20 protein-coding genes and 1 pseudogene are annotated in these 21,465 nt (G+C 66.8%); 10 read left to right on the top strand and 11 right to left on the bottom strand.

Annotated elements, in window-relative coordinates:
- Positions 1-194 precede the first annotated feature (194 nt).
- Positions 195-779 (top strand): dolichol kinase, encoded by a 585-nt coding sequence (locus NDO75_RS14235; RefSeq protein WP_310907147.1) that lies wholly within the window; start codon positions 195-197, stop codon positions 777-779.
- A gap of 120 nt (positions 780-899) precedes the next feature.
- Positions 900-2,111: an MFS transporter gene (locus NDO75_RS14240; protein ID WP_310907148.1), complete on the top strand. Its 1,212-nt coding sequence runs from the start codon at positions 900-902 to the stop codon at positions 2,109-2,111.
- Positions 2,112-2,135: 24 nt separating this feature from the next.
- Here the strand turns inward: NDO75_RS14240 and NDO75_RS14245 are convergent, their stop codons facing one another.
- Positions 2,136-2,636: a TspO/MBR family protein gene (locus NDO75_RS14245; RefSeq protein ID WP_310907149.1), complete on the bottom strand. Its 501-nt coding sequence runs from the start codon at positions 2,634-2,636 to the stop codon at positions 2,136-2,138.
- 148 nt (positions 2,637-2,784) lie between these two features.
- Between NDO75_RS14245 and NDO75_RS14250 the strand changes: the two genes are divergently transcribed.
- Positions 2,785-5,217, top strand: a complete 2,433-nt coding sequence (locus NDO75_RS14250) for a DEAD/DEAH box helicase (RefSeq protein ID WP_310907150.1) — start codon at positions 2,785-2,787, stop codon at positions 5,215-5,217.
- A gap of 39 nt (positions 5,218-5,256) precedes the next feature.
- Here the strand turns inward: NDO75_RS14250 and NDO75_RS14255 are convergent, their stop codons facing one another.
- The 3 genes from NDO75_RS14255 to NDO75_RS14265 all read right to left on the bottom strand — a co-directional run bounded on the left by NDO75_RS14255 (position 5,257) and on the right by NDO75_RS14265 (position 7,570).
- Positions 5,257-6,114: a phosphatase PAP2 family protein gene (locus NDO75_RS14255; protein ID WP_310907151.1), complete on the bottom strand. Its 858-nt coding sequence runs from the start codon at positions 6,112-6,114 to the stop codon at positions 5,257-5,259.
- A 209-nt stretch (positions 6,115-6,323) separates the two neighbouring features.
- Positions 6,324-7,040 (bottom strand): Sjogren's syndrome/scleroderma autoantigen 1 family protein, encoded by a 717-nt coding sequence (locus NDO75_RS14260; RefSeq protein WP_310907152.1) that lies wholly within the window; start codon positions 7,038-7,040, stop codon positions 6,324-6,326.
- Positions 7,041-7,111: 71 nt separating this feature from the next.
- Positions 7,112-7,570: a TIGR00725 family protein gene (locus NDO75_RS14265; RefSeq protein WP_310907534.1), complete on the bottom strand. Its 459-nt coding sequence runs from the start codon at positions 7,568-7,570 to the stop codon at positions 7,112-7,114.
- Positions 7,571-7,758: 188 nt separating this feature from the next.
- On the opposite strand from NDO75_RS14265, the gene mdh reads away from it, so the two are divergent.
- Positions 7,759-8,673 carry a malate dehydrogenase gene (gene mdh / locus NDO75_RS14270; protein WP_310907153.1) on the top strand — a complete coding sequence of 305 codons (915 nt, stop codon included), beginning with the start codon at positions 7,759-7,761 and terminating at the stop codon, positions 8,671-8,673.
- 47 nt (positions 8,674-8,720) lie between these two features.
- Here mdh and NDO75_RS14275 read toward each other — a convergent pair whose 3' ends face one another.
- Entirely contained in the window at positions 8,721-8,966 is a 246-nt protein-coding gene (locus NDO75_RS14275) for a ferredoxin (RefSeq protein ID WP_310907154.1), read from the bottom strand.
- Positions 8,967-9,149: 183 nt separating this feature from the next.
- Between NDO75_RS14275 and NDO75_RS14280 the strand changes: the two genes are divergently transcribed.
- Complete coding sequence (locus tag NDO75_RS14280) at positions 9,150-9,866, top strand: class I SAM-dependent methyltransferase (RefSeq protein ID WP_310907535.1); 717 nt, start codon at positions 9,150-9,152, stop codon at positions 9,864-9,866.
- 96 nt (positions 9,867-9,962) lie between these two features.
- The gene (locus NDO75_RS14285; RefSeq protein WP_310907155.1) at positions 9,963-11,171 is read left to right on the top strand and encodes an inorganic phosphate transporter; all 1,209 of its coding nucleotides are present in this window, start codon (positions 9,963-9,965) and stop codon (positions 11,169-11,171) included.
- Positions 11,172-11,193: 22 nt separating this feature from the next.
- Here NDO75_RS14285 and NDO75_RS14290 read toward each other — a convergent pair whose 3' ends face one another.
- A complete protein-coding gene (locus NDO75_RS14290) occupies positions 11,194-11,628 on the bottom strand; it encodes a universal stress protein (protein ID WP_310907156.1) in 435 nt (144 codons plus the stop codon).
- Between the two features lie 353 nt (positions 11,629-11,981).
- On the opposite strand from NDO75_RS14290, the gene NDO75_RS14295 reads away from it, so the two are divergent.
- Complete coding sequence (locus tag NDO75_RS14295; RefSeq protein ID WP_310907158.1) at positions 11,982-14,348, top strand: ATP-dependent DNA helicase; 2,367 nt, start codon at positions 11,982-11,984, stop codon at positions 14,346-14,348.
- Positions 14,348-14,860, top strand: a complete 513-nt coding sequence (gene cgi121 / locus NDO75_RS14300) for a KEOPS complex subunit Cgi121 (protein WP_310907160.1) — start codon at positions 14,348-14,350, stop codon at positions 14,858-14,860. Before NDO75_RS14295 ends, cgi121 begins: the two co-directional genes overlap by 1 nt.
- 31 nt (positions 14,861-14,891) lie before the next feature.
- Here the strand turns inward: cgi121 and NDO75_RS14305 are convergent, their stop codons facing one another.
- Complete coding sequence (locus NDO75_RS14305; protein WP_310907161.1) at positions 14,892-15,704, bottom strand: iron-sulfur cluster assembly protein; 813 nt, start codon at positions 15,702-15,704, stop codon at positions 14,892-14,894.
- Positions 15,704-16,768: pseudogene (locus NDO75_RS14310) on the bottom strand (amidohydrolase family protein). The gene NDO75_RS14305 and the pseudogene NDO75_RS14310 overlap by 1 nt, the downstream one beginning before the upstream one ends.
- A 186-nt stretch (positions 16,769-16,954) precedes the next feature.
- Here NDO75_RS14310 and NDO75_RS14315 point away from each other — a divergent pair.
- Complete coding sequence (locus NDO75_RS14315) at positions 16,955-17,998, top strand: NAD(P)-dependent alcohol dehydrogenase (protein ID WP_310907162.1); 1,044 nt, start codon at positions 16,955-16,957, stop codon at positions 17,996-17,998.
- Positions 17,999-18,135: 137 nt separating this feature from the next.
- Here NDO75_RS14315 and NDO75_RS14320 read toward each other — a convergent pair whose 3' ends face one another.
- A complete protein-coding gene (locus tag NDO75_RS14320) occupies positions 18,136-18,345 on the bottom strand; it encodes a hypothetical protein (RefSeq protein ID WP_310907163.1) in 210 nt (69 codons plus the stop codon).
- A 138-nt stretch (positions 18,346-18,483) separates the two neighbouring features.
- Here NDO75_RS14320 and NDO75_RS14325 point away from each other — a divergent pair, with 138 nt between their 5' ends.
- Positions 18,484-19,851, top strand: a complete 1,368-nt coding sequence (locus NDO75_RS14325; protein ID WP_310907164.1) for an NADH:flavin oxidoreductase — start codon at positions 18,484-18,486, stop codon at positions 19,849-19,851.
- Between the two features lie 9 nt (positions 19,852-19,860).
- Here NDO75_RS14325 and NDO75_RS14330 read toward each other — a convergent pair whose 3' ends face one another.
- Both NDO75_RS14330 and NDO75_RS14335 read right to left on the bottom strand, forming a co-directional pair.
- Positions 19,861-20,559, bottom strand: coding sequence for a rhodanese-like domain-containing protein (locus tag NDO75_RS14330; RefSeq protein WP_310907165.1), 699 nt, complete (start codon positions 20,557-20,559; stop codon positions 19,861-19,863).
- 399 nt (positions 20,560-20,958) lie between these two features.
- Positions 20,959-21,381, bottom strand: a complete 423-nt coding sequence (locus tag NDO75_RS14335; RefSeq protein ID WP_310907166.1) for an HNH endonuclease — start codon at positions 21,379-21,381, stop codon at positions 20,959-20,961.
- Positions 21,382-21,465 lie beyond the last annotated feature (84 nt).

Raw genomic sequence — 21,465 nt, forward strand, 5'->3', positions numbered from 1 at the left:
CCGTCGATCGAATCGGTTCGACGACTATTTTGAGCGATTGCGGCGGCTCCATCTCGCTTCCGTTCGGCGGTCGGAGGGTGGGCAACGACCGAGTACGGGACGGAGAGAAAGACGATGTCGTCGGTGCCCACTATAGTATCGGTAGGACAAGTTAACCGACGGACTGAAGGTCACCTCACTCGAGGCACAATACGATGGCCGACGAACTGAAGCGGCGGCTCGTCCACGCCAGCGGCTCGGGACTGGTCGCGCTCTATCTGCTCGCCGGCGCGCTCGAGCTGGGGCTGACGTGGCCCCGGTTCAAGCTCCTCATGGTTACCCTCGCAGCCGGCGCCCTCGTCCTCGAGTTCTTCCGGCTGCAGGTCGGACTCGACTGGCGGCTCTACGACGTGCTGACCCGCGAGTACGAGCAGGACAACCCGGCCGCTTACGCCCTCTACCTGATCAGCATGGCCGTCGTCGTGGTGGCCTTCGATCCGGACATCGCACTCCCTGCGATGTTGATGCTCTCGCTCGGCGATCCGATCAGCGGCGCGGTTTCGGACAACAGTTTACAGCGGATCAAGCCGCCGAAGGTGCTCGGAACGATGTTTCTCGTCTCCACGCTCGTCGCGATCCCCTTCCTGCCGCTGCCCGTCGCGGTGATCGCCGCGATCGGCGCGACCATCGCCGACGGCGTGACCCTCGAGATCCGGACCTACATCATCGACGACAACCTGACGATTCCGATCTACGCCGCCTGTCTGGCGTTCGTCGCGATGAAGGTCGTCGCCGTGTGATGTCGTCGCGGGTCGTCGGCCGGCCGCGCGAGGGCGCTGTCCCCGTCGGGTTCCGAAATCGGCAAGCCCGTACCGTTCTGGAGCTATCAAGACGTTCGCTGCCGAACGACAGCATCCACTGTGTCACGGCTGGGAGCGATCGACCGAGTGTCGAACGTGCGGACCTTCTTCGCGGACGGCCGCGGCTCGATTCTCGTCGCCGTCGCCGCCGGCTGGTTCCTCTCGATCGGCGTCCGACTCGCCTACCCCGTCTTGCTCCCGTACCTGCGGGAGGCCTACGACCTCGATCTGACGACTGCCGGACTGCTGTTGACCGCCCTCTGGCTCTGCTACGCGCTGGGACAGCTCCCCGGCGGCCTGCTCGCCGACCGGTTCGGCGAGGGGAACGTCCTCGTCGCGAGCACCGTCATCTCGGCGGTGACCCTCGGCTTCGTCGCCGTCGCCGGCTCCGCGCCGGTGGTCTACGTCGCCACGGCCGCGTTCGGGTTCGGAACGGCGCTGTACGGCGTCGCCCGGTTCACGACGCTGTCGGACACCTACCCCGACAACGACGGGGTCGCGATCGGCGTGACGATGGCGGCGGGTCAGGCCGGTAACACCCTCCTGCCGCTCGCGGCCGGGGGCATCGCGTCGGCATTCGCCTGGCAGTACGGCTTCGGCCTCGCCGTCCCGGCGTTCGCCGTCGTGGCGGTCGGCCTCCGGTTCGTCGTCCCGGCCCGCACCTCGGGATCGACCAGCGCCGTCGACAGCGTCTCGGTCGAGACGGTTCGCTACGTGGCCTCCCAACTGCGCCGCCCGGAGATCCTCACCGTGGCAGCGATCCAGATCCTTACCTACTGCGTCTGGCAGGGATTTACGGGCTTCTACCCGACCTACCTGATCCAGATCAAGGGCTTCTCCGAGGCCACGGCGACCGGGCTCTTCAGCGCCTTTTTCGCGGCGGGAATCGTCGTCCAGCCGTCGACGGGGCGGCTCTACGACCGGTTCGGCATCCGGAAATCGCTGCCGCCGGTGCTTGGCATCGTCGTCGTTTCGCTCGTCGCGCTCCCCTTCCTCGAGGGCTTCTGGCCCCTCGTCGTCGGAACCGTCTTCCTCTCGAGCATCCTCGGCTACGGGACGATCACCCTGCCGTACATGACTTCGGCGTTTCCCTCGGACATGCAGGGGACGGGACTGGGCTTTCTGCGGACCGTCTACATGACCATCGGCGCGCTGAGCCCGGTCATGGTCGGCGCGCTCGCCGACCGTGGTTACTTCGACGAGGCGTACTTCGTGCTGGCCGGGTTCGTCGTCGTCGCGATCGGTTTCACGTGGTGGCTGCCGGAACAGTAACCCCGACTCGGGAACCCGCTACGGCTACGCGTTCAACCGCCAGAGCTCGAGGTTGAGGACGGCAGCGAAGGTCACCCACGCGAGGTACGGGACGAGCAGCGCCGCCGCGCGCCGGTCGACCCGTCGAAAGGCGAGAATCGTCCCGGCGATGAGCGTCCAGAGGACGACGATGACGACGAACGCGGCGAAGAGCGCCTCGAGCGTAAAAAACGTCGGCGTCCAGACGACGTTGAACAGCATCTGTGCGGCGAACAGGCCCAGCGCGAGCCGCCGGCCGTCGGCGTCGCTGCGCCAGACGAGCCAGAGCGCGACGCCGAGCAGTGTAAAGAGGATGGTCCAGACGACCGGGAATGCAATCGTCGGCGGGTAGAACCAGGGCTTTGCGAGGCTCCGGAACCAGGCGCTGTCCGGCGACGAGAGGACGCCCGGGAGGCCGCCGACGACGTTCACCAGGAGGACGAACCCGGCCGCGCGGAGCAGCGACCCGGGTTCGGGGACGGAGAGGGAAGTCGTGCGGGTTTCCATGCGTTTGCTACGTCGCGAGCGCGCTTATACCGGTGGCCAACCGATCGAACCAGTGGTACGTCGGGGATTCTCGTCGCCCGCTCGAGCCGCGGACCACTTTCACCGCGGTACGGGAACCCTTATTCGCGACGACGATGAACGCCCGGTAATGGCAGCGACGGACGAGGACGCGGCGACGCCGTCGATCGAGCACCCGCTCCTCGAACCCAATTTTCTCGAACGGCGACTCTACCAGTTGAAACTCGCCGGCACGGCCGCGAACCACCATACGCTCGTCTGTCTCCCGACCGGGCTCGGGAAGACGACGGTGAGCCTGCTCGTGACCGCCCGCCGGCTCGAGGAGGTCGGCGGGAAGTCTCTGATGCTCGCCCCCACCAAGCCGCTCGTTCAGCAGCACGCGGACTTCTACCGGGAGGCGTTACAGATCCCGGACGACGAAATCGTCGTCTTCACCGGCGACGTGAGCCCCGACGACCGCGCCGCGATGTGGGAGTCGGCGACGGTCGTGATGGCGACCCCGCAGGTGATCGAGAACGACCTGGTCGGGAGCCGCATCTCGCTTTCCGACGTGACCCACATCACCTTCGACGAGTGTCACCGCGCGACCGGCGACTACGCCTACAACTACATCGCCGAGCGCTACCACGCCGACGCCCGCGAGCCGCTCGTAACGGGCATGTCGGCCTCGCCCGGCGGCGACGAGGAGGCGATCCTCGAGGTCTGTGAAAACCTCGGTCTCCAGGAGGTCGAGGTGATGACCGAGGAGGACGCCGACGTCGACGAGTTCACCCACGACACCGACGTCGAGTGGGAGCGGATCGACCTTCCCGACGAGGTCATAGAGATCCGGGACGCGCTGAACGAGGTGATCAAAGAGCGCCTCGAGAAGCTCAAAGAGCTGGGCGTGGCGAGTTCGACCCAGCCCGACCAGTCCCAGAAAGATCTCAACCGAATGCGGGCCGAGCTCCAGCAACTGATCAACAACGACCAGTCCGAGGGGTTCGAGGGGATGTCGATCCACGCCGAGGTGATGAAGCTCCGGCAGGCCGTCACCCTCGTGGAGACCCAGAGCGTCGAGGCGCTGCGCCGGTACTTCGAGCGCCAGCGCAACCAGGCCCGTTCGTCGGGGGCATCGAAGGCGAGCCAACGGATGGTCTCCGATCCCCGCGTTCGCGAGGCCATGCGGAAGGCCGAGAGCTTCGACGAGATTCACCCGAAATACAGCAAAGCGCGGATGCTGCTCGCCGAGACGTTGGGGCTCGAGGGCGGCGAGCGCGTCATCGTCTTCACCGAGTCCCGCGACACGGCCGAGGCGCTGACGGACTTCCTCTCGGAGAGCTTCGACGCCAAGCGGTTCGTCGGCCAGGGCGACCGCGAGGGCTCCGACGGGATGACCCAGAAACAGCAACAGGAGGTGCTAGACGACTTCCGAGCCGGCGAGTTCGAGGTGCTCGTCTCGACCTCCGTCGCCGAGGAGGGCCTGGACGTGCCGGAAGTCGACCTCGTGCTCTTCTACGAACCCGTCCCGACCGCGATCCGCTCGATCCAGCGGAAGGGCCGGACCGGTCGCCAGTCCGAGGGACGGGTCGTCGTCCTCATGGCCGAGGACACCCGCGACGAGGCCTACTTCTGGATCTCGCGTCGCCGCGAGAAGGAGATGGAGTCCGAACTGCGCGACCTGAAGGGGATGGCCGACGACCTCGAGGACGAGCTCGACGACTCCCAGCGGTCGCTGGCCGACTTCGACGGCGCCGGAGAGAGCGGAGCGAAAGTGAACGACGACCGCGGAAATACCGACGCCGTCGGCGATTCTTCCAGCGGAAGCGGAGGGGTTGCCGACCAGCCGGGAATGCAGGAGTTCGCTGCCGAAACCGGCGCGGATGAGAGGCAAGAGGACGTCGAAACGCACGAACCGCACGCCGAGGGCGAGACCGTCGAGATCGTCGCCGACCAGCGCGAGATGGACGCGAACATCGCCCGCGACCTCTCGCGACGCGAGGTGTGCGAGGTCCGCCTCGAGACGCTCGAAGTGGGCGACTACGTGCTCTCCGATCGGGTCGTCGTCGAGCGCAAGTCCGTCGCGGACTTCGTCGACTCGCTGGTCGGGGGCGACCGATCGGTCTTCGAACAGGTCGGCGCGATGGCCCGCCACTACTCGCGGCCGATCGTCGTCGTCGAGGGAGAGGGGCTGTACGAACAGCGCGACGTCCACCCGAACGCGGTCCGGGGCGCGCTCTCGAGTCTCGCCGTCGATTTCGGCGCGAGCGTCCTGCGGACCGAAAGCGAGGACGACACGACCGAACTGCTCGCGGTGGTCGCCGGCCGCGAGCAGGCGACCGCCGACCGCGAGGTGTCGGTCCACGGCGAGAAAGGCAGCAAGACCCTGAGCGAACAACAGGAGTACGTGGTCGCCTCCATCGCCGAAATCGGCCCCGTTACGGCCCGGTCGCTGCTCGAGGAGTTCGGCACCGTCGAGGGCGTGATGATCGCGACCGAAGACGAACTACAGGAAGCAGACGGCGTGGGGAACGTGACCGCCGAGCGGATCCGAGAGGTCGTCGGGAGCGACTACACGGGGTAGCGAATCGAGACTGACGACATGACGGCCGAACGACGGCGGTCAGTCGTCGGACTCGGAGGTGATTCCGTCCGTCGCCTCGTCTAACGTTGGCGTCGGGTCGACCCCGCCTTCCGCCCGGCCGACGATCCGTTCGGCCGCGAACAGGCTGCCAATGGCGAGGAGGATTCCCGCGATCACGTCGATCAGCCAGTGGATTCCCAGGTACATCGTCGAGAAGACGACGCAGGCAGTCACGAACGAGGCGATCGGGAACCAGCGCGGGTACTCCTCGCGCGACCGCCAGGCGAGTAGCATCACGACGACCGCCAGTGACGTGTGCAGCGACGGGAAGACGTTCGTGTTGGCCGAGACGGCTGCGGTCAGATCCTGCGTCTGGGGGTAAAACGAGTACATCAGGCCCGAGACCGACGACAGGTGGTTTCGCGGGCCGTAGACGATGAACAGCGTGTAACACAGCGAGCCGATCACGTAGTTGAACACGTACGCGACGAGGAGTTCCTTGAGGTGGCGCTGGGTCGGCAGCATGAAATAGAGGATCGGCGCGGTCACCAGCAGGAACGGGAACCCGAACATGTACATCGCCGAGAAGAACTCGAGCGTCGCTTTGGGGACGACGTCCTGCAGGACCGCGACGAACTCGCCCTCGATGGCGTAGATCTCCGCGGTGAGGTCCCAGTCGAGCTGTTTCGAAATTCGGAGGCTGAGACCGTGTGTCGCTCGCTTCGCCAGAAAGAACAGCGCAGCGACGCCGAGATACGGGGCGATCTCGAGGAGCCGATCGTCGAGTTCGGCCGCGGTTCGACGGAGGCCCGTTCGGTCGACGCAGAGCGTACTGGTTCCGACGAGCCCGGTGCAAACGACGAGTACCGTGAGTAGTACGACGAATCCAAGTGCCATCGTTGGGTATGGTTCGAATCTGTGGGTCGGCAACCGGTCGCAACGGACGAGCCGGCGGCCGCGGAGGGCAGGTGGCGGTCAGCGTCCGACCGCTGTTTGTCGAACGATCATATATTTTTGCTAAACTTATAGTTGCTGGTATATATTCCCCCGCCGGGATCGACCGGCGCAGTGACGGGCCGACCCGAGGAGAACCGACACTGACACCATCACCGAAGCGTGGACAGCGTCTCGCTGGCCTCGCGAGCCGCCTCGAGACAGTCGCGCGCGTATCGGGGGTCGTCGGTCGCGGCGGCTTCCGCGGCGAACTTCTCGAGGGCGCGGACGAGGTCGGCGCGGGCGGCCTCGAGGTCGCCGTCGACCGAGGACGGGCTCGCTGCGGGGGCGTGACGGGACGGGGCGGCGTCGGCAGACCGACCGTCGGAGGCGGTGGCGGGGGCGGATTCAGCGTCGGACCCGGCCGTCGACTGTCGGTCCCGCGGCGGCGCTGTCGATGACTGTGGCTCGGAATCGGCGCTCGAGGCGGCCGTCTCGGGCTGGGTATCGCGGGCGACGTCGTCGCCACGTCGATGGCGGACAGTGGTCGGTTCCGCGCCGGCGTCGGCTGCCGCATCGGCCTCGGTTTCGGCGGTGTCCGGCGCGGGTCGGTCCGCGGTGGACTGGTCCGTCGCCGGCTGGTCCTCGGCCGGCTGGGCCTCGAGCTCGGTCCCGTCGACGGCGTCGGGGTTGCCGTGACAGCTGGGACAGAAGGTGGTCCCGTTCTCCTGAAAGAGCGGATCGCCGCAGGTCCCACAGTGGGCGTTCGTCATCGTCGCGCCCTTGAGCAGCAGATCGCTCATTCGCTGGGTCGCCTCGCGCTCTTTCTTGTCGCGCTCGTACTTCTCGCGAAGTTTCTCGCGCTCGGCTTCCTTGTCGAAGTCGCTCATATCCGTCTAAACGTGTCCGAGCGTCGAAAAAGCTGCGACACCCGACAGTCAGCACAACAGAATGGGTCCGATCACGGCTCGGCGGCAGCTTCGACGGCATCGACCGCCGCTTCCGGAGTTTCGACCGTCTCGAGAGCAATCTCGAGATCGGGGAGTTCGTGAGTCTCGAGGCCGACGACGGGCCGGTCGTAGATGCCGGCGAAGCCGATCTCCGAGAGCGTGCCGACGCCGCCCGCGAGCGCGATGACGGCGTCGCCGTTCAGCGGGACGAGCGCGTTTCTGGCGTGACCGAGTCCGGTCGCAATCGGTACGTCGACGTGGTCGTTCGCCTGTTCCCGATCCTCGCTCGGCAGAATTCCGATCGTTGTCCCACCTTCTTTTTTTGCGCCGCGACAGACCGCTTCCATCGTTCCGCCGCGGCCACCGCAGACGACCGTGTGTCCGCGGCTGCCGAGTTCGCGGCCCACGGCTTCTGCGCGGCTCGTCTGTTCCTCGGTGATCGTACCGCCGCCGATGACGCTGACGCGCATCCCAGTAGAACGGTCGCGAGCGCGGGGTTTGGTCGGTTCGGTCTCGAGTCGAACCGCGGGGCACCGAGCGGTGAGACCCCGAGCCACGGTCACACTGTACGACAGGTGTCGTAATATACATCGTCAAACTGTCCGAAGTCGTGGGTTTCGACGGATTTAACGCGGAGGCAGGTGGAGGTTTACGTGGTATGACGAAAGTTAGCGTGGTCGGCGCGGCCGGCACCGTCGGGGCCGCCGCAGGCTACAACATCGCGCTTCGGGACATCGCGGACGAACTCGTCTTCGTCGACATTCCGGACAAGGAAGACGACACGATCGGACAGGCCGCCGACGCCAACCACGGCGCGGCCTACGACTCGAACACGACGATCCGCCAGGGCGGCTACGAGGACACCGCCGGCTCGGACGTCGTCGTCATCACGGCGGGCATCCCGCGCCAGCCGGGCCAGACACGGATCGATCTGGCGGGCGACAACGCACCGATCATGGAGGACATCGGCTCCTCGATCGCCGAGCACAACGACGACTTCATCACCGTCACCACGTCCAACCCAGTCGACCTCCTCAATCGGCACCTCTACGAGACCGGTGACCGCGCCCGCGAGAAGGTGATCGGCTTCGGCGGCCGGCTCGACTCCGCACGGTTCCGCTACGTCATCTCCCAGCGCTTCGACGCGCCCGTCCAGAACGTCGAGGCGACCATCCTCGGAGAGCACGGCGACGCTCAGGTCCCCGTCTTCTCCAAAGTGCGGGTCAACGGGCAGGACCCCGAGTTCGACGAGGACGAGAAAGAGGAACTCCTCGAGGAACTCCAGACCTCGGCGATGAACGTCATCGAGAAGAAGGGCGCGACCCAGTGGGGCCCGGCGACCGGCGTCGGCCACATGGTCGAGGCCATCCTGCGCGACACCGGCGAAGTGCTGCCCGGCAGCGTCAAGCTCGAGGGCGAGTTCGGCCACGAGGACACCGCCTTCGGCGTCCCGGTCAAACTCGGATCCGACGGCGTCGAGGAGATCGTCGAGTGGGATCTGACCGAGTACGAACGCAACCAGCTGGGCGAGGCCGCCGAGAAACTCTCGGAGCAGTACGACAAAATCTCGTAATCGACGGACCCGCGACCGATTCTTTTCGCGTGCCGCTCGAGGCGCTCTCAGGGAATCAGCTGCTCGCCGTCGTCGTCGTAGATCGTGATCGCGTCGACGGGACAGGCTCGGGCAGCGAACTTCGCGTCGAGTTCCGCGCTCTCGGGCACCTCACGGACGAAGACGCCGTCCTCGACCTCCTCGCTGTCCTCGAGGACGGCCTTCCCCCTCGATTTGTCCTTCTCGAAGGCGTCCCACTCGGCGACGCACTGGAACATCCCGATACAGACGTCCTCGTCGTACTCGACCTTCATGCGCGGGGATTGGGTCGATCCCCGTAAATCGTTAGCGGTCGCCGGTCGTGTGATACGTTACTCGGAACCATATGTCATCGTGTTTTTATTACCGGTCGTCTCGTCGACTCGAGCGTGACTCGCGATCGCCCCCGTTCGTCGGCGGAGGGACGGCTCGAGCGGGGCGACCCGCTCGGCCGAGCGATGCTCGCCCACCAGCGCGGCGACCCGGGACGGCTCGTCTATCGAGACGGTGACAACGTGCAGGACGGGAACGTCGCCGAATTCTACTTCGCGCCGCCGGAGACGTGGGCGCCGGAACCGATCGAGGTCCTCGAGCGACTGTCCGACACCGACCCCGTCCTCGACGTGGGCTGTGGTGCGGGGAGACACCTCCTGTGGTGGGCCGACCGCGGCGTCGAGGCGGTCGGCGTCGACGTGAGTCCGAACGCCGTACGAACGGCCTGGGAACGCGGACTCGAAAACGTGTTCGTCGCCGACATGTTCGACCTGCCGGTCGCGACGGACGCGTTCGGAGCCGTCCACGCGGTCGGGACGCAGATCGGACTCGGCCGCTCGCTGGCCGGTATCAGCGAGTTGCTCGGCGAATTCGCTCGCGTCACCGAGGCCGACGGGGTCGCCGTCGTCGACAACTACGATCCGACCCGGCTGGACGCGGAGTTCTTCGGCTACCGCTCGGACCCCCGCGAGGGGATCGCCCATCGGTGTTTTCACCTCGAGTTCGAGCGCGAGACGGCCGACGGCGAGCGATACCGGGAGATCGGGCGGACGCTCCAGTTCCTGCTGTGCTCGCCCGCTCGGCTTCGAGAGGCGACGGTCGGAACGGCGTGGGACATTTGCGACGTGTCCCGTGACGGCGATGGGGCGCACTACCGAACGGTGCTCGAGAAGACCGCCTGAGGCGGTCGACGAGACCGCGACGAACAGTCGGCCGACAACGATACCGAGGGAACGCTTTTCCATCCAGTCGTGGAACGAGAGGGTACGAGAGACTGAATGGTTGCACTGTCGTTTGCCGTCCTCGTCGGAACCGCGATCCTCACCTGTCTGTTCATGGCGTGGGTGCTCGGGGCGAACAGCAACTCGCCGCCCTTCGCGCCCGCGATCGGCGCGAACGCGATCTCGACGATGCGGGCGGCGTTCGTCATCGGACTGCTCGCCGCCGCGGGGGCGCTCATGCAGGGCGGGAGCATCTCCGAGACCGTCGGTGCGGACCTGATCGACGGCGTGGCGATCACGCCGCTTGCCGCCACGGCAGGCCTGCTGACGGCGGCGACGTTCATGGCGGTCGGGATCTACACGCGGTATCCGATCCCCGCCGCGTTCGCGACGACGGGCGCGATGATCGGCGTCGGCCTCTCGCTCGGCGGCGACCCGGCAATAGACACCTACCGGCGGCTCGGGATCTTCTGGGCGCTGGTGCCGATCATGTCCGGCGGGCTGGCGTACGCGACGGCGACGATTCTGCGGCGCGACGACGTTCCCGAAACGGTCGGGGTCCCGCTGCTGGCCGGCGTCGTCGGCTCGATCGTCGCCAACGTTCGGCTGGGCGTCATCCCCGATCCGACGGCCGATCAGGGCACCCTCGCCGGGTTCGTCGCCCGCCAGTTCGGGGGCGGTCCGACGCTCGCCGCCGGCATCGATCTCGGAACCATCCTCGTGACGGTCGCGATCGGTGCCCTCGCGTTCCTGTGGGTTCGCGCTCGCGTCCGCGTCTCCGTCGAGGGCGGAATCCGCTCGTTCCTGCTGGTCCTCGGCGGGATCGTCGCCTTCTCTTCGGGCGGGTCGCAGGTCGGACTCGCGACCGGCCCCCTCGAGAACCTCTTTCGGACCGAACTCGGACTCCCCGGAATCCTCCTGCTGGCGATCGGCGCGACCGGCATCCTCGCTGGCGCGTGGATGGGCGCGCCGCGGCTGCTGCAGGCGACCTCTCGAGAGTACGCCCAGCTCGGCGTGCGCCGCTCGATCGCGGCGCTGGTGCCGGGCTTTATCATCGCCCAGATCGCGATCGCGCTCGGCATCCCCATCTCGCTGAACAACATCGTCCTCTCGGGGGTGATCGGCGGCGGGCTGGCCGGCGGCTCCGCGGGCGTCTCGCGGCGCAAGATCGCCGTCACGATCACTTTCTGGCTTGTGACCCTCGGGAGTTCGGTCCTCGTGAGCTACGGCCTCTATCGGGTACTGGCGAGCGTAATCGGCGGCTGACCGAACGGCGGACTCGAGGTGCTCACTCGAGGACGGTCACCGGCTCCGGCGTCCGTTCGACCACCGTCGCGGCGATCCCGCGGCCGAGAAACCGTCTGAGGAGGCCGTCCCTGCCGCCGCCGGAGCCGGCCATCACGACGTGGTCGATCCCTTCCTCGGACGCGTAGCGGGGGACGACGTTCGCGGGTCGCCCCTCGGCCGTCTCGATCTGGACGCGGTCGGTTGCATCGGGATCGGCGACCGACTCGAGCAGTTCCGTCGCGCTGGCTCGCGCTTCTGCGGAGCGCTCCTCGTCTCGCTCCAAGACGCCGCCCTCGCTGAGTGGGGCACCGAGCGGCGTGACGACGGCCAGCAGCGTGATCTCGGCGTCGGGAAACGTCTCGAGGGCGTAGGAAAGCGCCTCGTCCGCTCGCGGGCGGCCGAGCGTGGGAACGAGGACGCTGTCGGGGTCGACCATGGACGGGGTTTCGGTCGCCGGTCCCATCGATCTATCGCCATCGAAGATCCGCTCGTCGTATGAATAGAACTGCGCGCTCGAGGAAGAGAGCGAATAGAAGCGTTCTGCTATCGTGGCGGCTAGGGTGACCTCGCCCTCCCCAACCGACTCGCTCACGCCGTTCGGCGTTCGCTCGACCCTCGCACGGTGTCTGTGGTCGTCCTCGCTGACGCTCGGCCGACCACCAGCGCGCGCCACCGCGCGGCGGTTGATCGGTCCGTGCGAGCTGCCGCTTCCCGGCATCGAGCGCTCGAGGAGCCGATCCCAGTTCCCGAGACGACAGTTTAAACCACGGGACGCGCCAAGGACGGGCAATGAATATCGAGGAGCTGTCGGGGCTCCCGTCCGGTGCGACCCGGCACTTCCGGGAGGAGGGCATCGAGGAGCTCTACCCGCCCCAGGCCGAGGCGGTCGAGGCTGGCGCGACCGACGGCGAGAGCCTCGTCGCCGCCGTCCCCACCGCCAGCGGGAAGACGATGATCGCCGCCCTGTCGATGCTGTCGGCGATCGAGCGCGGCGGGAAGGCGCTGTACATCGTCCCCCTGCGAGCGCTCGCCAGCGAGAAAAAAGAGGAGTTCGAGGCCTACGAGGAGTTCGGGGTCACGGTCGGCGTGACGACCGGCAACTACGAGAGCACCAGCGACTGGCTCGCGACGAAGGACATCATCGTGGCGACCAGCGAAAAGGTCGACTCGCTCGTGCGCAACGGCGCGGACTGGCTCTCCGATCTGACCTGCGTCGTCAGCGACGAGGTCCACCTCATCGACGACCGGAACCGGGGACCGACGCTCGAGGTGACCCTCGCCAAACTCCGGAAGCTCAACCCCCGCATGCAGCTCGTCGCGCTCTCGGCGACGGTCGGCAACGCCGACGAGATCGCCGACTGGCTCGACGCCGCGCTGGTCGACACCGACTGGCGACCGATCGACCTCCAGATGGGGGTCCACTACGGCAATGCCTTGAACTTCGACGACGGTTCGACCCGGGAGGTCCCCGTGCAGGGGAGCGAGAAACAGGAGGCCGCGCTCGTCCGCGACATCCTGCAGGAGGGCGGCTCCTCGCTCGTGTTCGTCAACTCCCGGCGCAACGCCGAGGCGGCCGCGCGGCGACTCGGCGAGGTCTCGAGCAACGAACTGACTCCCGAGGAGCAAACCGAACTCGCCGAGTTGGCCGACGAGATCCGCGACGACAGCGACACCGAGACGAGCAGGGACCTGGCCGACTGCGTCGAGCGCGGCGCGGCCTTCCACCACGCCGGCCTCTCGAGCACCCAGCGGAGCCTCGTCGAGGACGCCTTCCGCGACCGCCTGCTGAAGGTGATCTCGGCGACGCCGACGCTCGCGGCCGGCGTCAACACGCCCGCTCGGCGCGTGATCGTCCGCGACTGGCGGCGCTTCGACCCCAGCGCCGGCGGAATGGCGCCCTTAGACGTCCTCGAGGTCCACCAGATGATGGGCCGGGCGGGTCGGCCCGGGCTCGACCCCTACGGCGAGGCCGTCCTGCTCGCCAAGAGTCACGACGAGAGCGAGGAACTGTTCGACCGCTATATCTGGGCCGATCCCGAGCCCGTCCGCTCGAAGCTGGCGGCCGAGCCCGCCCTCCGGACGCACGTGCTCGCGACCATCGCCTCCGGCTTCGCCCGTACGCGTGAGGAACTCCTCGAGTTCCTCGAGGCCACCCTCTACGCGAGCCAGTCGAGCGAGGCCGGCCGGCTCGAGACGGTGACCGACACGGTGTTGCAGTACCTCGAGTCGAACGACTTCATCGAACGAGACAGTGAGGACGACGAGGGTGGTGAAGGGAACGACGGCGCGTTCACCTCCGCGGCCGATCTCGCCGACAGCGGCGGTCGAGACGAATCGCTCGAGGCCACCAGCCTCGGTCACACCGTCTCGCGGCTCTACCTCGATCCGATGAGCGCCGCTGAGATCGTTCACGGCCTCGCGGACGCCGAGGAGCGCCCGACCGCGCTGGGGCTCTACCAGCTCGTCTCGCGGACGCCGGACATGTACGAGCTCTACCTGCGCTCGGGCGAGGACGAGCAGTACGGGGAGCTCTACTACGAGCGCGAGGCCGAACTGCTCGGCGACGCGCCAAGCGAGTTCGAGGAGGAGCGCTTCGAGGACTGGCTCTCGGCGCTCAAGACCGGGAAGCTGCTCGAGGACTGGGCCGCGGAGACGGACGAAGAGCAGCTGACGGACCGGTACAAGATCGGTCCCGGCGACCTCCGCGGGAAGGTCGACACCGCCGAGTGGCTGCTCGGCGCGGCCGAGTCGCTGGCCGCCGAGATCGACAGCGAGTGGACCGTCGCGGTCCGCGAGGCCCGCGCCCGCGTCGAACACGGCGTCGGCGAGGAGCTACTCGAGCTCGTCTCCGTCGGCGGCGTCGGCCGCAAGCGCGCCCGACGACTCTACGACGCGGGGATCGAGGAGCCCGCCGATCTGCGAACCGCGGACAAGGGCGTCGTCCTCAGCGTGCTCAAGGGGGAGAAAACCGCCGAGAACATCCTCGAGAACGCCGGTCGCGAGGATCCCTCGATGGACGGCGTCGAGCCGAAATCGCCGGCCTCGAGTGCTGGGGACGCGACGGCGGACTCGAGCGAGAGGGCGAGCGACGACGGACAGCCCGCGGCGGAATCGGGCGAGTCGGACGAGAGCCAATCGAGCCTGGGTGATTTCTGATGCGGGTGCTCGAGTGCCGACTCGCGATCGACGACCTCGATTCGTTCGTCGTCGACATCGGCGAGATCGGCGACCGCCACGGCGTGACGATACAGGCGTTCGACGCGCGCTACGTCGCCGACCGTCGCCACCTCGAACGGGCCGTCGAACTCGCGGATCGCGCCATCGAGCGCGGCGAGAACGTCGCCCGGGATCGCGCCGTCGAGATCCTGCTGTACGCCGCCGGCCGACGCCAGATCGACCGCGCACTCGAGATGGGCGTCGACGAGGGCGAGAACCGAGCGGTGGTGCTAGTCGACGGTAGACCCGACGCTGACGGAGACGAAGCCGGCGCCCTCGAGGAAGTCACCGCTCTCGAGGCCGTCGTTTCGACCGAGCCGACGCTCGAGGCGTCCGACGAGGAGACGTTGCGGTCGTTCTTCGAGATCACCGAGGCCGAGCGCGGGGCGACCGACGCCTCGCTGTCGGCGCTGGTCCGCGAGCGCGTGGCGCTGCTCGAGGTCGAGAAGTAGCCGGCCCGGGGTTGCCGACGAGTCGACGCCGTCAGTCGTCGGCCGGCTTCTCGAGCCGTCCCTCCCTCGCCTCTCGAAGGCCGTCGCAGATCCCGCCCTGGCTCGACATGTTGACCGTCGCGAGTCGGCCGCGCTGGTGGACGAGGTCGAACGATTCGGGATCGATCGGCTCACCCTCTGGCGTCCGGAAGAGTCGGTCGTCCGGGTCGGAGACGAGCGCGGTCTCGCGGGCTTTCTCGAGATAGCGCTCGATCGGCGCCGCCGGTGCGGTGACGGCGAACGAGCGATCGCGGACGAAGACGGCGACGGTCTCGTCCGCGCCGTCGGCCGAGTCGGCCGTCGTGTCGGCGTCGAGTCCCTCGAGATCGCGTCGCCGGAGGTCGACGATCGCCGCCGGATCGAGACCGGCCTCGAGCAGCGCCTCGACCGCCTCGTACTGTCGGGCTACTCGGGCCTTCTCGTCGAGTTCCGCGCGGACGGCGGCGACGTCGCCGTCGGCGTCGGGAAACGCCTCGGCGAACGAGAGACGGTCGTTGACGCCGCGATTGATCTCCGTCTCGTGCATGTGCTCGTCGAGCGTGATCCGGGCGGTCTCGACGGTCGGCAGGGACTCGACCTCGTCGCGGGCGTCGACGGCCATCATCCAGGCGAACGCCGGCGAGCACCACGCCGTCGGGAGCGTGAACTCGACCGCGACGCGGGCGCCGTCGATCTCGATCCGATCGACGTAGTCGAGCGCGACGATCGAGCGGTCGAGTTCCGGATCCGTGACCCGGTCCAGTCGGTCGCGGACGGCCGCCCGAGTGGGCGCAGACGTCGAGCCGTCGGATTCGGTCCCGGTCATCAGTCGTCGGCCGCCGCGGGTTCCTCGCTGGCGTAGTGGTCGCCGAGCCCGAACTCCTGGCTGATCTCGTCGTCCTGGAACTGGCGGCGCTTCGCCTCGATGTCGATGTCGTAGAGGTCGGCCGCGTTCTCACCCATCACCTTCTTCTTGGTCTCGAGGTCCCACTCGACGCCGTACTCCATGCGGTCTTCCTGCGTGAATTCGGCCTCGAGGACCTCCTCGACGAGCCAGTCGGGGTTCCACAGCGCGTAGTCCGAACCGAACAGGATGCGGTCCTCGCCCAACCACCAGAGCAGTTCGGACATGATCTCGGAGAATTTGCCCGGTCGGTTCTGGGCGAACGGCGCGGCGACGGCCAGTCCGCCGTAGACGTTGTTCTCCTGAGCGGCGATCCAGCAGAAGTCGTCGAGCCGCGGCAGGCCGACGTGTTCGACGATGAAATTGAGGTCGGGGAACGACGAGGCAGCGTCGTCGACGTCGGCGACGTCGAAGGCGTCGCGGTTCAGCGGCCGAATGGTCGGTCCCTTGTGGGCGTGGATGTTCTCGATGCCGAGGTCGGCGCACTTCTCGAGGAACTCGAAGGCGTCCTCGTCGTCGAGTCGCTACCCCTTCGAGTCGCCGCGCCACTCTGCGGTGTAGAGCTTGACCCCCGGAATCTCGTATTTCTCGTGGAGGGCCTCGAGATACTCGAGGCCCTCGTCCCCGTCGCGAGGGTCGAAGGTACCGTTGAGGACGAACCGCTCCGGATACTCGGTCGCGAGTTCGGCGTTCTGCTCGGTGGTGTTGAACCCCTCGACGTAGAAGTCAGTGAGGTACGTCGGCTGGAAGATCGCCATGTCCGCGGCGGCGTTCCCGAACAGGTCCTCGACCATCCGGTCGGGGCCGTACTTCCGGTACTCCTCGATGCTCCACTGGCGGTCCTCCGGCGTGAACGTCGTGTGGTAGTCGTAGAAGCACTGGATGAACTCCTCCCCGCCGTCGTGGTCGATGTTCTCCTCCGTTGCGTCCCACAGGTGCACGTGTCCGTCGATGACGAAGATCTCCTCGCCGTTGTGCTGGTACATCGCACAGTGCACGTCGTTACCACACCACATTACTCTTATTCAGATATAACTGAATTACACCCCCACACCACTTTTCGCCGCCAAAATAAGCGTTCTACAGCACCAATATAAATAATCGAACATTCGCGTGAAGCGATACGGGAGGTGAACGTTATCACCGATGGCGGTGAACTGTGACGCAGTCTCATGCAAGCAGCCAGGCTCCACGAGTACACCGACGACATGAGCGACGCGTTGCAGATCGACGACGTCGACCGGCCCGACCTCGAGCGGTCCGATCAGGTACTGATCGAGGTCGAGGGCGCGGGCTGGTGCCAGACTGACAACCACATCATCGAGGGGATGTGGGCCGACTACGCGCCGCAGGACCTGCCGATGACGCTGGGCCACGAGAACGCCGGCATCGTCGCCGAGACAGGCGACGAGGTGACGCTGGTCGAGGAGGGCGATCCCGTGATCTGTCATCCCGTCCAGACCTGTGGCATCTGTCGCCCTTGTCGGCTCGGCGAAGACATGTACTGCGAGAACAGCGCGTTCAACGGGCTCACGACCGACGGCGGCTTCGCTGAGTACCTGCAGACCAACGAACGCGCGGTGATCCCGCTTCCCGACGGCGTCGATCCGACCGACATCGCACCGCACGCCGACGCCGGAATCACGGCCTACCACGCCGTGAAGAAGGCGGTCGACGGACTGAACCCCGGCGACACCAGCGTCGTCATCGGTGTGGGCGGCCTCGGCCACATCGGGCTCCAGTGTCTCGAGGCGATGAGCGCCGCCGACATCGTCGCCGTCGACATCAAAGACGAGGCGCTCGAGCTGGCCGAGGACCTCGGCGCCCGACACACCGTCAACTCCGCCGAGGAGAACCTCGCCGACGTCATCGCGGACCTGACCGACGACGAGGGCGCCCAGCAGGTGATCGACTTCGTCGGTGGCGACGAGACGACCGGCATGGCACCGGACATCGTCGCCGCCGGCGGCGACCACCACGTCGTCGGCTACGGCGGTCACGTCCACCAGCCGAGTCAGGCGCTGGTCAACGGCGAGTTCTCCTACCGCGGGACGCTGGTCGGCAAGTACGCAGAGCTCCAAGAACTGGTCGCGCTGGTCGAGCGCGGCGCGGTCGAACTCCACACCGAGCGCCACGATCTCGACGAGATCAACACGGTCGCGGAGCGACTCGAGCACAACGAAATCGAAGGGCGAGCGGTCGTCCTCCCGCCCTGACCGACGGCCGTCGCCGCGTCACCGCCTCCGACGGACGGGGCGTTCGCTCCCGCTCCGGTCGGTCGAAAAAACGGGGCGATTCGCGGTCGATACCCCGACCCGTCAGCGGTCGACCGTTCCGCGCGCGTCGCGGTCGGTCAGACGCCGGCGCGTGCCCACTCGTCGTCGGGATCACGCCGTTCGAACCGAGCACCCTGTCCGCACTCGGGACAACCGAACTGTCGGAACTCGACCTCGCTGCCGATCACCGGAATGGTCTTCGTGGTCCCTGCAGCCCTGCGCTCCATCTCGATTTCGCAGCGCGAACACGTCGGCGGATCGATCGTGGGTTCGTTCTCGAGGGACATCGCACCACCCCAAGATATGGTACCACCTGGCACGTTTTAGGCGTTCGTGTCCGACCGGTCCACAGCGGTCGGCGCGCCGACGGGACACGAACTCGGAATCGGCGCTACGCTCTTGTGTACCCGCCTGATACGCCCTGCATGGCCACCCTCGAGGATCCCATCGAGATCGGCGGTGTGACGGTTCCGAACCGACTCTACCGCGCGCCGCTGCTCGAGTGTGCGGGCAACGGCCCCGACGCGGTCGACGCGCTGATCGACGATCTCGAGCCCGCCGCGGCGTCGGGCGTCGGACTGCTCTGTCAGGGCGCGACGATCGTCCGTGGCGATGGGGGGTGCGCCGCACCGGGGATGACCCGGGTCCACGATCCCGACTTCGTCGAGCGGCTGTCGCGACTGACCGACCGGATTCACGACCACGGGAGCCGGATTTTCGTCCAGCTCGAGCACGGCGGCCTCCGGAGCATGGAGACCTGGCACGCCGAGTACCGGGAGGAGCATCCGGACCTCGAGCAGCTCGCCGTCTCGGAGCCACCGTGGCAGCTACGGCTGCTCGACCGACTCGGGTTTCTCGCGTACGATCCGCACGTCCTCTCGACCGCGGAAGTGTACGAGCTCGCGGCGGATTTCGGTCGCGCAGCCGCCCGAACCGTCGAGGCGGGCTACGACGGCGTCCACCTCGCCGGGGCGAACATGGGGATCGTCCAGCAGTTCCTGTCGCCCTTCTACAACCGGCGCGACGACGAGTTCGGCGGGAGTCCCGAGGCCCGCCTCGAGTTTCTCGCGGTCGTTCACGACGAGATCCGCGAACGGGCGGGGGACGTGCCGATCATGACCAAGGTTCCGGCGGAGACGCCGGCTCCCCCGTCGCCGATCGTCCGCCGAACGCTCTCGCTCGAGGACGGGATCGAAATCGCTCGCCGGCTCGAACGAATCGGCTACGATGCGGTCGTCCCGGTTCAGACGTCGGTCGCGTGGGACATGAGCATCGTCCGCGGCGAGTACCCGGCTCGAGCGTGGGAAAACGAGGCGCTCCGCGAGGAGTACGACGCGGCTTTCGGCGGGGCTGCTCGCAGACGGCTCGTCGCGCTGGCGAACCGCGTGCAGTCGTTCCAGTACGATTTCGAGCCCGCGTGGAACGAGGAGTTCTGCCGGCGGGTTCGCGAGCAGGTGTCGATTCCGGTCCTGGCGGAGGGCGGCATTCGCGAGCGGGCGGAGATGGATCGATTGTTGGGCTCGAGCGAGAAGGGGGCGTACGGCGACAGCGACGGGGAGCCCGCCTGCGACATGGTCGGCATGGCCCGCCCGTTCTACGCCGAACCGCGGCTGGGCGCACGGCTGCTCGATTCGGACTCCGGGACCGAAAATCCGCGCGTCGTCTGTGAGAGCTGTAACAACTGCACCGTGCCGCAGGTGACCGGTGCGCCAGGTATGTGTCGCACTCCAGACGTTCTCGAGAAACGGGGCGAACTCGAGCGAGAAGGTGCCTACGAACGGTCCGAAACGTAGCGGGCTGGCTCAGGCCGTGACGGTGGTACTCGTCAGTTCCTCGAGAGTTCCTTCGACGGTGTAGTCGGGGGCTTCGACTCTAAATCGGGAATCGGTCGAGCCCGCGTAGTGGAGTTGCAGGGTGTAAGAGCCGTCGTCGGCGATCGGTGCTGCTTCGCGGCGGTCGGCGTCGAGTTGCTCGAGCATAACCATCTCGCCGGCGTGGGCAGCGTCGGACTGGCCCTGAATCGCGTACGTCGATCTGTTGGCCGAGACGTTCGCTCCTTCGATCGGATAGCCGCGATCGATCCACGCGTTGAGTCCCTCGTCGATCGCGTACGTGCGTTCGTAGCCCGCGTCGATCAGTGCCGCAGCGCGCATCGTCGAGAGGTGATGGGGGCACGCGCAGTAGGTGACGATCTGCGTGTCGGTCGACCACTCCTCGGCCGGATCGTTCTCAGTGCCGTTCGGGGCCGGCGAGAAGACGGCACCCGCGATGTGGACCGCTTCGTACTGGTCGCGACCGCGTGCGTCGGCGAACTTCGCCTCGTCGTTTTCGTACCACTGGTAGACGTCGTCGACCGGTGCCAGCGGTACCTCGGTCCCGTCGGTGGTCGTCGTCTCGTATCCGTACTCGTTGGCCGGCGTTCCGCCGTTGCCTCCGAGACAGCCGGCAACCCCGCCAAGCGCCGCCGTCCCTCCAACAGCGAGGAACGTCCGTCGGTTCATACTTCGAATCTAGCGACGGCGCAAAGATAGGGTTTCTGGTACCACGGTCGATACCGCAGACCCCTTCGTTTCAACTGGAGACCGAGGTCTGGGAGAGGGAATGTGCTCGAGTCGAAAGAACGGAAGAGTAGTCCCCACAGGATTCGAACCTGTGTCGAAGCCCCCAGAAGGCTTCAGGATTGGCCGCTACCCCAGGGGACTGTGCTGCGACAGATCGTTGGATTCGATCCTATTTATGACTGTCGGGTTCGAGTTCCACCGATCCGCACTCGGGCGGATTCGCGTGTTCGAGTCGGTGGCAGTTCGCACAGAGGACGACACACCGCTCGATCTCGGCTCGAATACTCGCCTTCGAATGGCCGTTGACGACCATCTTTGCAACGCTGTGTTCCTTTTCGCCTAGAGGTGAAAGTCCATACAGGGTGGTCTGTCTTCGTCACACTGATCGCACTCGCAGTACCGATCCTTGTACGCGTAGAGCCACCGACGGATCTCCGCCCGACGACGATCCTTTCGTTCGATCCGTTCCTCTCGGTTCTTGTAGTACCAGCGCCGTTGTCCCGTGAGTTCCTCCCACTCGGCGTCGTCAGGAATGTCGACCCATTCTGGTTTCGGCTGGATCGGCTGGCCACCCGTCACACATGGGTCGAACGTTTCTAATCCGGCGCGCTCCTTCGCCGCGTTCCAACCACCTATCGTTTCCATAATCGTCGCGAAAGCCGGCGTCAAACCCAGCTCCTCGTACTGTGCTTTCGTTGGCGACTCGCCGAGCCGATCGGCGGCCTCCCGCAGCGCCTCGAGGCACTCGTCCTCCGTCGTCACACCCCCATTGGCCGCGCTATCGCACATAAACCCGCAGACGATATCAGCGAGTCCACCCCTCGAGCTCGAACCGATACCCCTTTT

It is taken from the genome of Natrinema sp. 1APR25-10V2, assembly GCF_031626495.1.
Classification (GTDB): Archaea; Halobacteriota; Halobacteria; order Halobacteriales; family Natrialbaceae; genus Natrinema.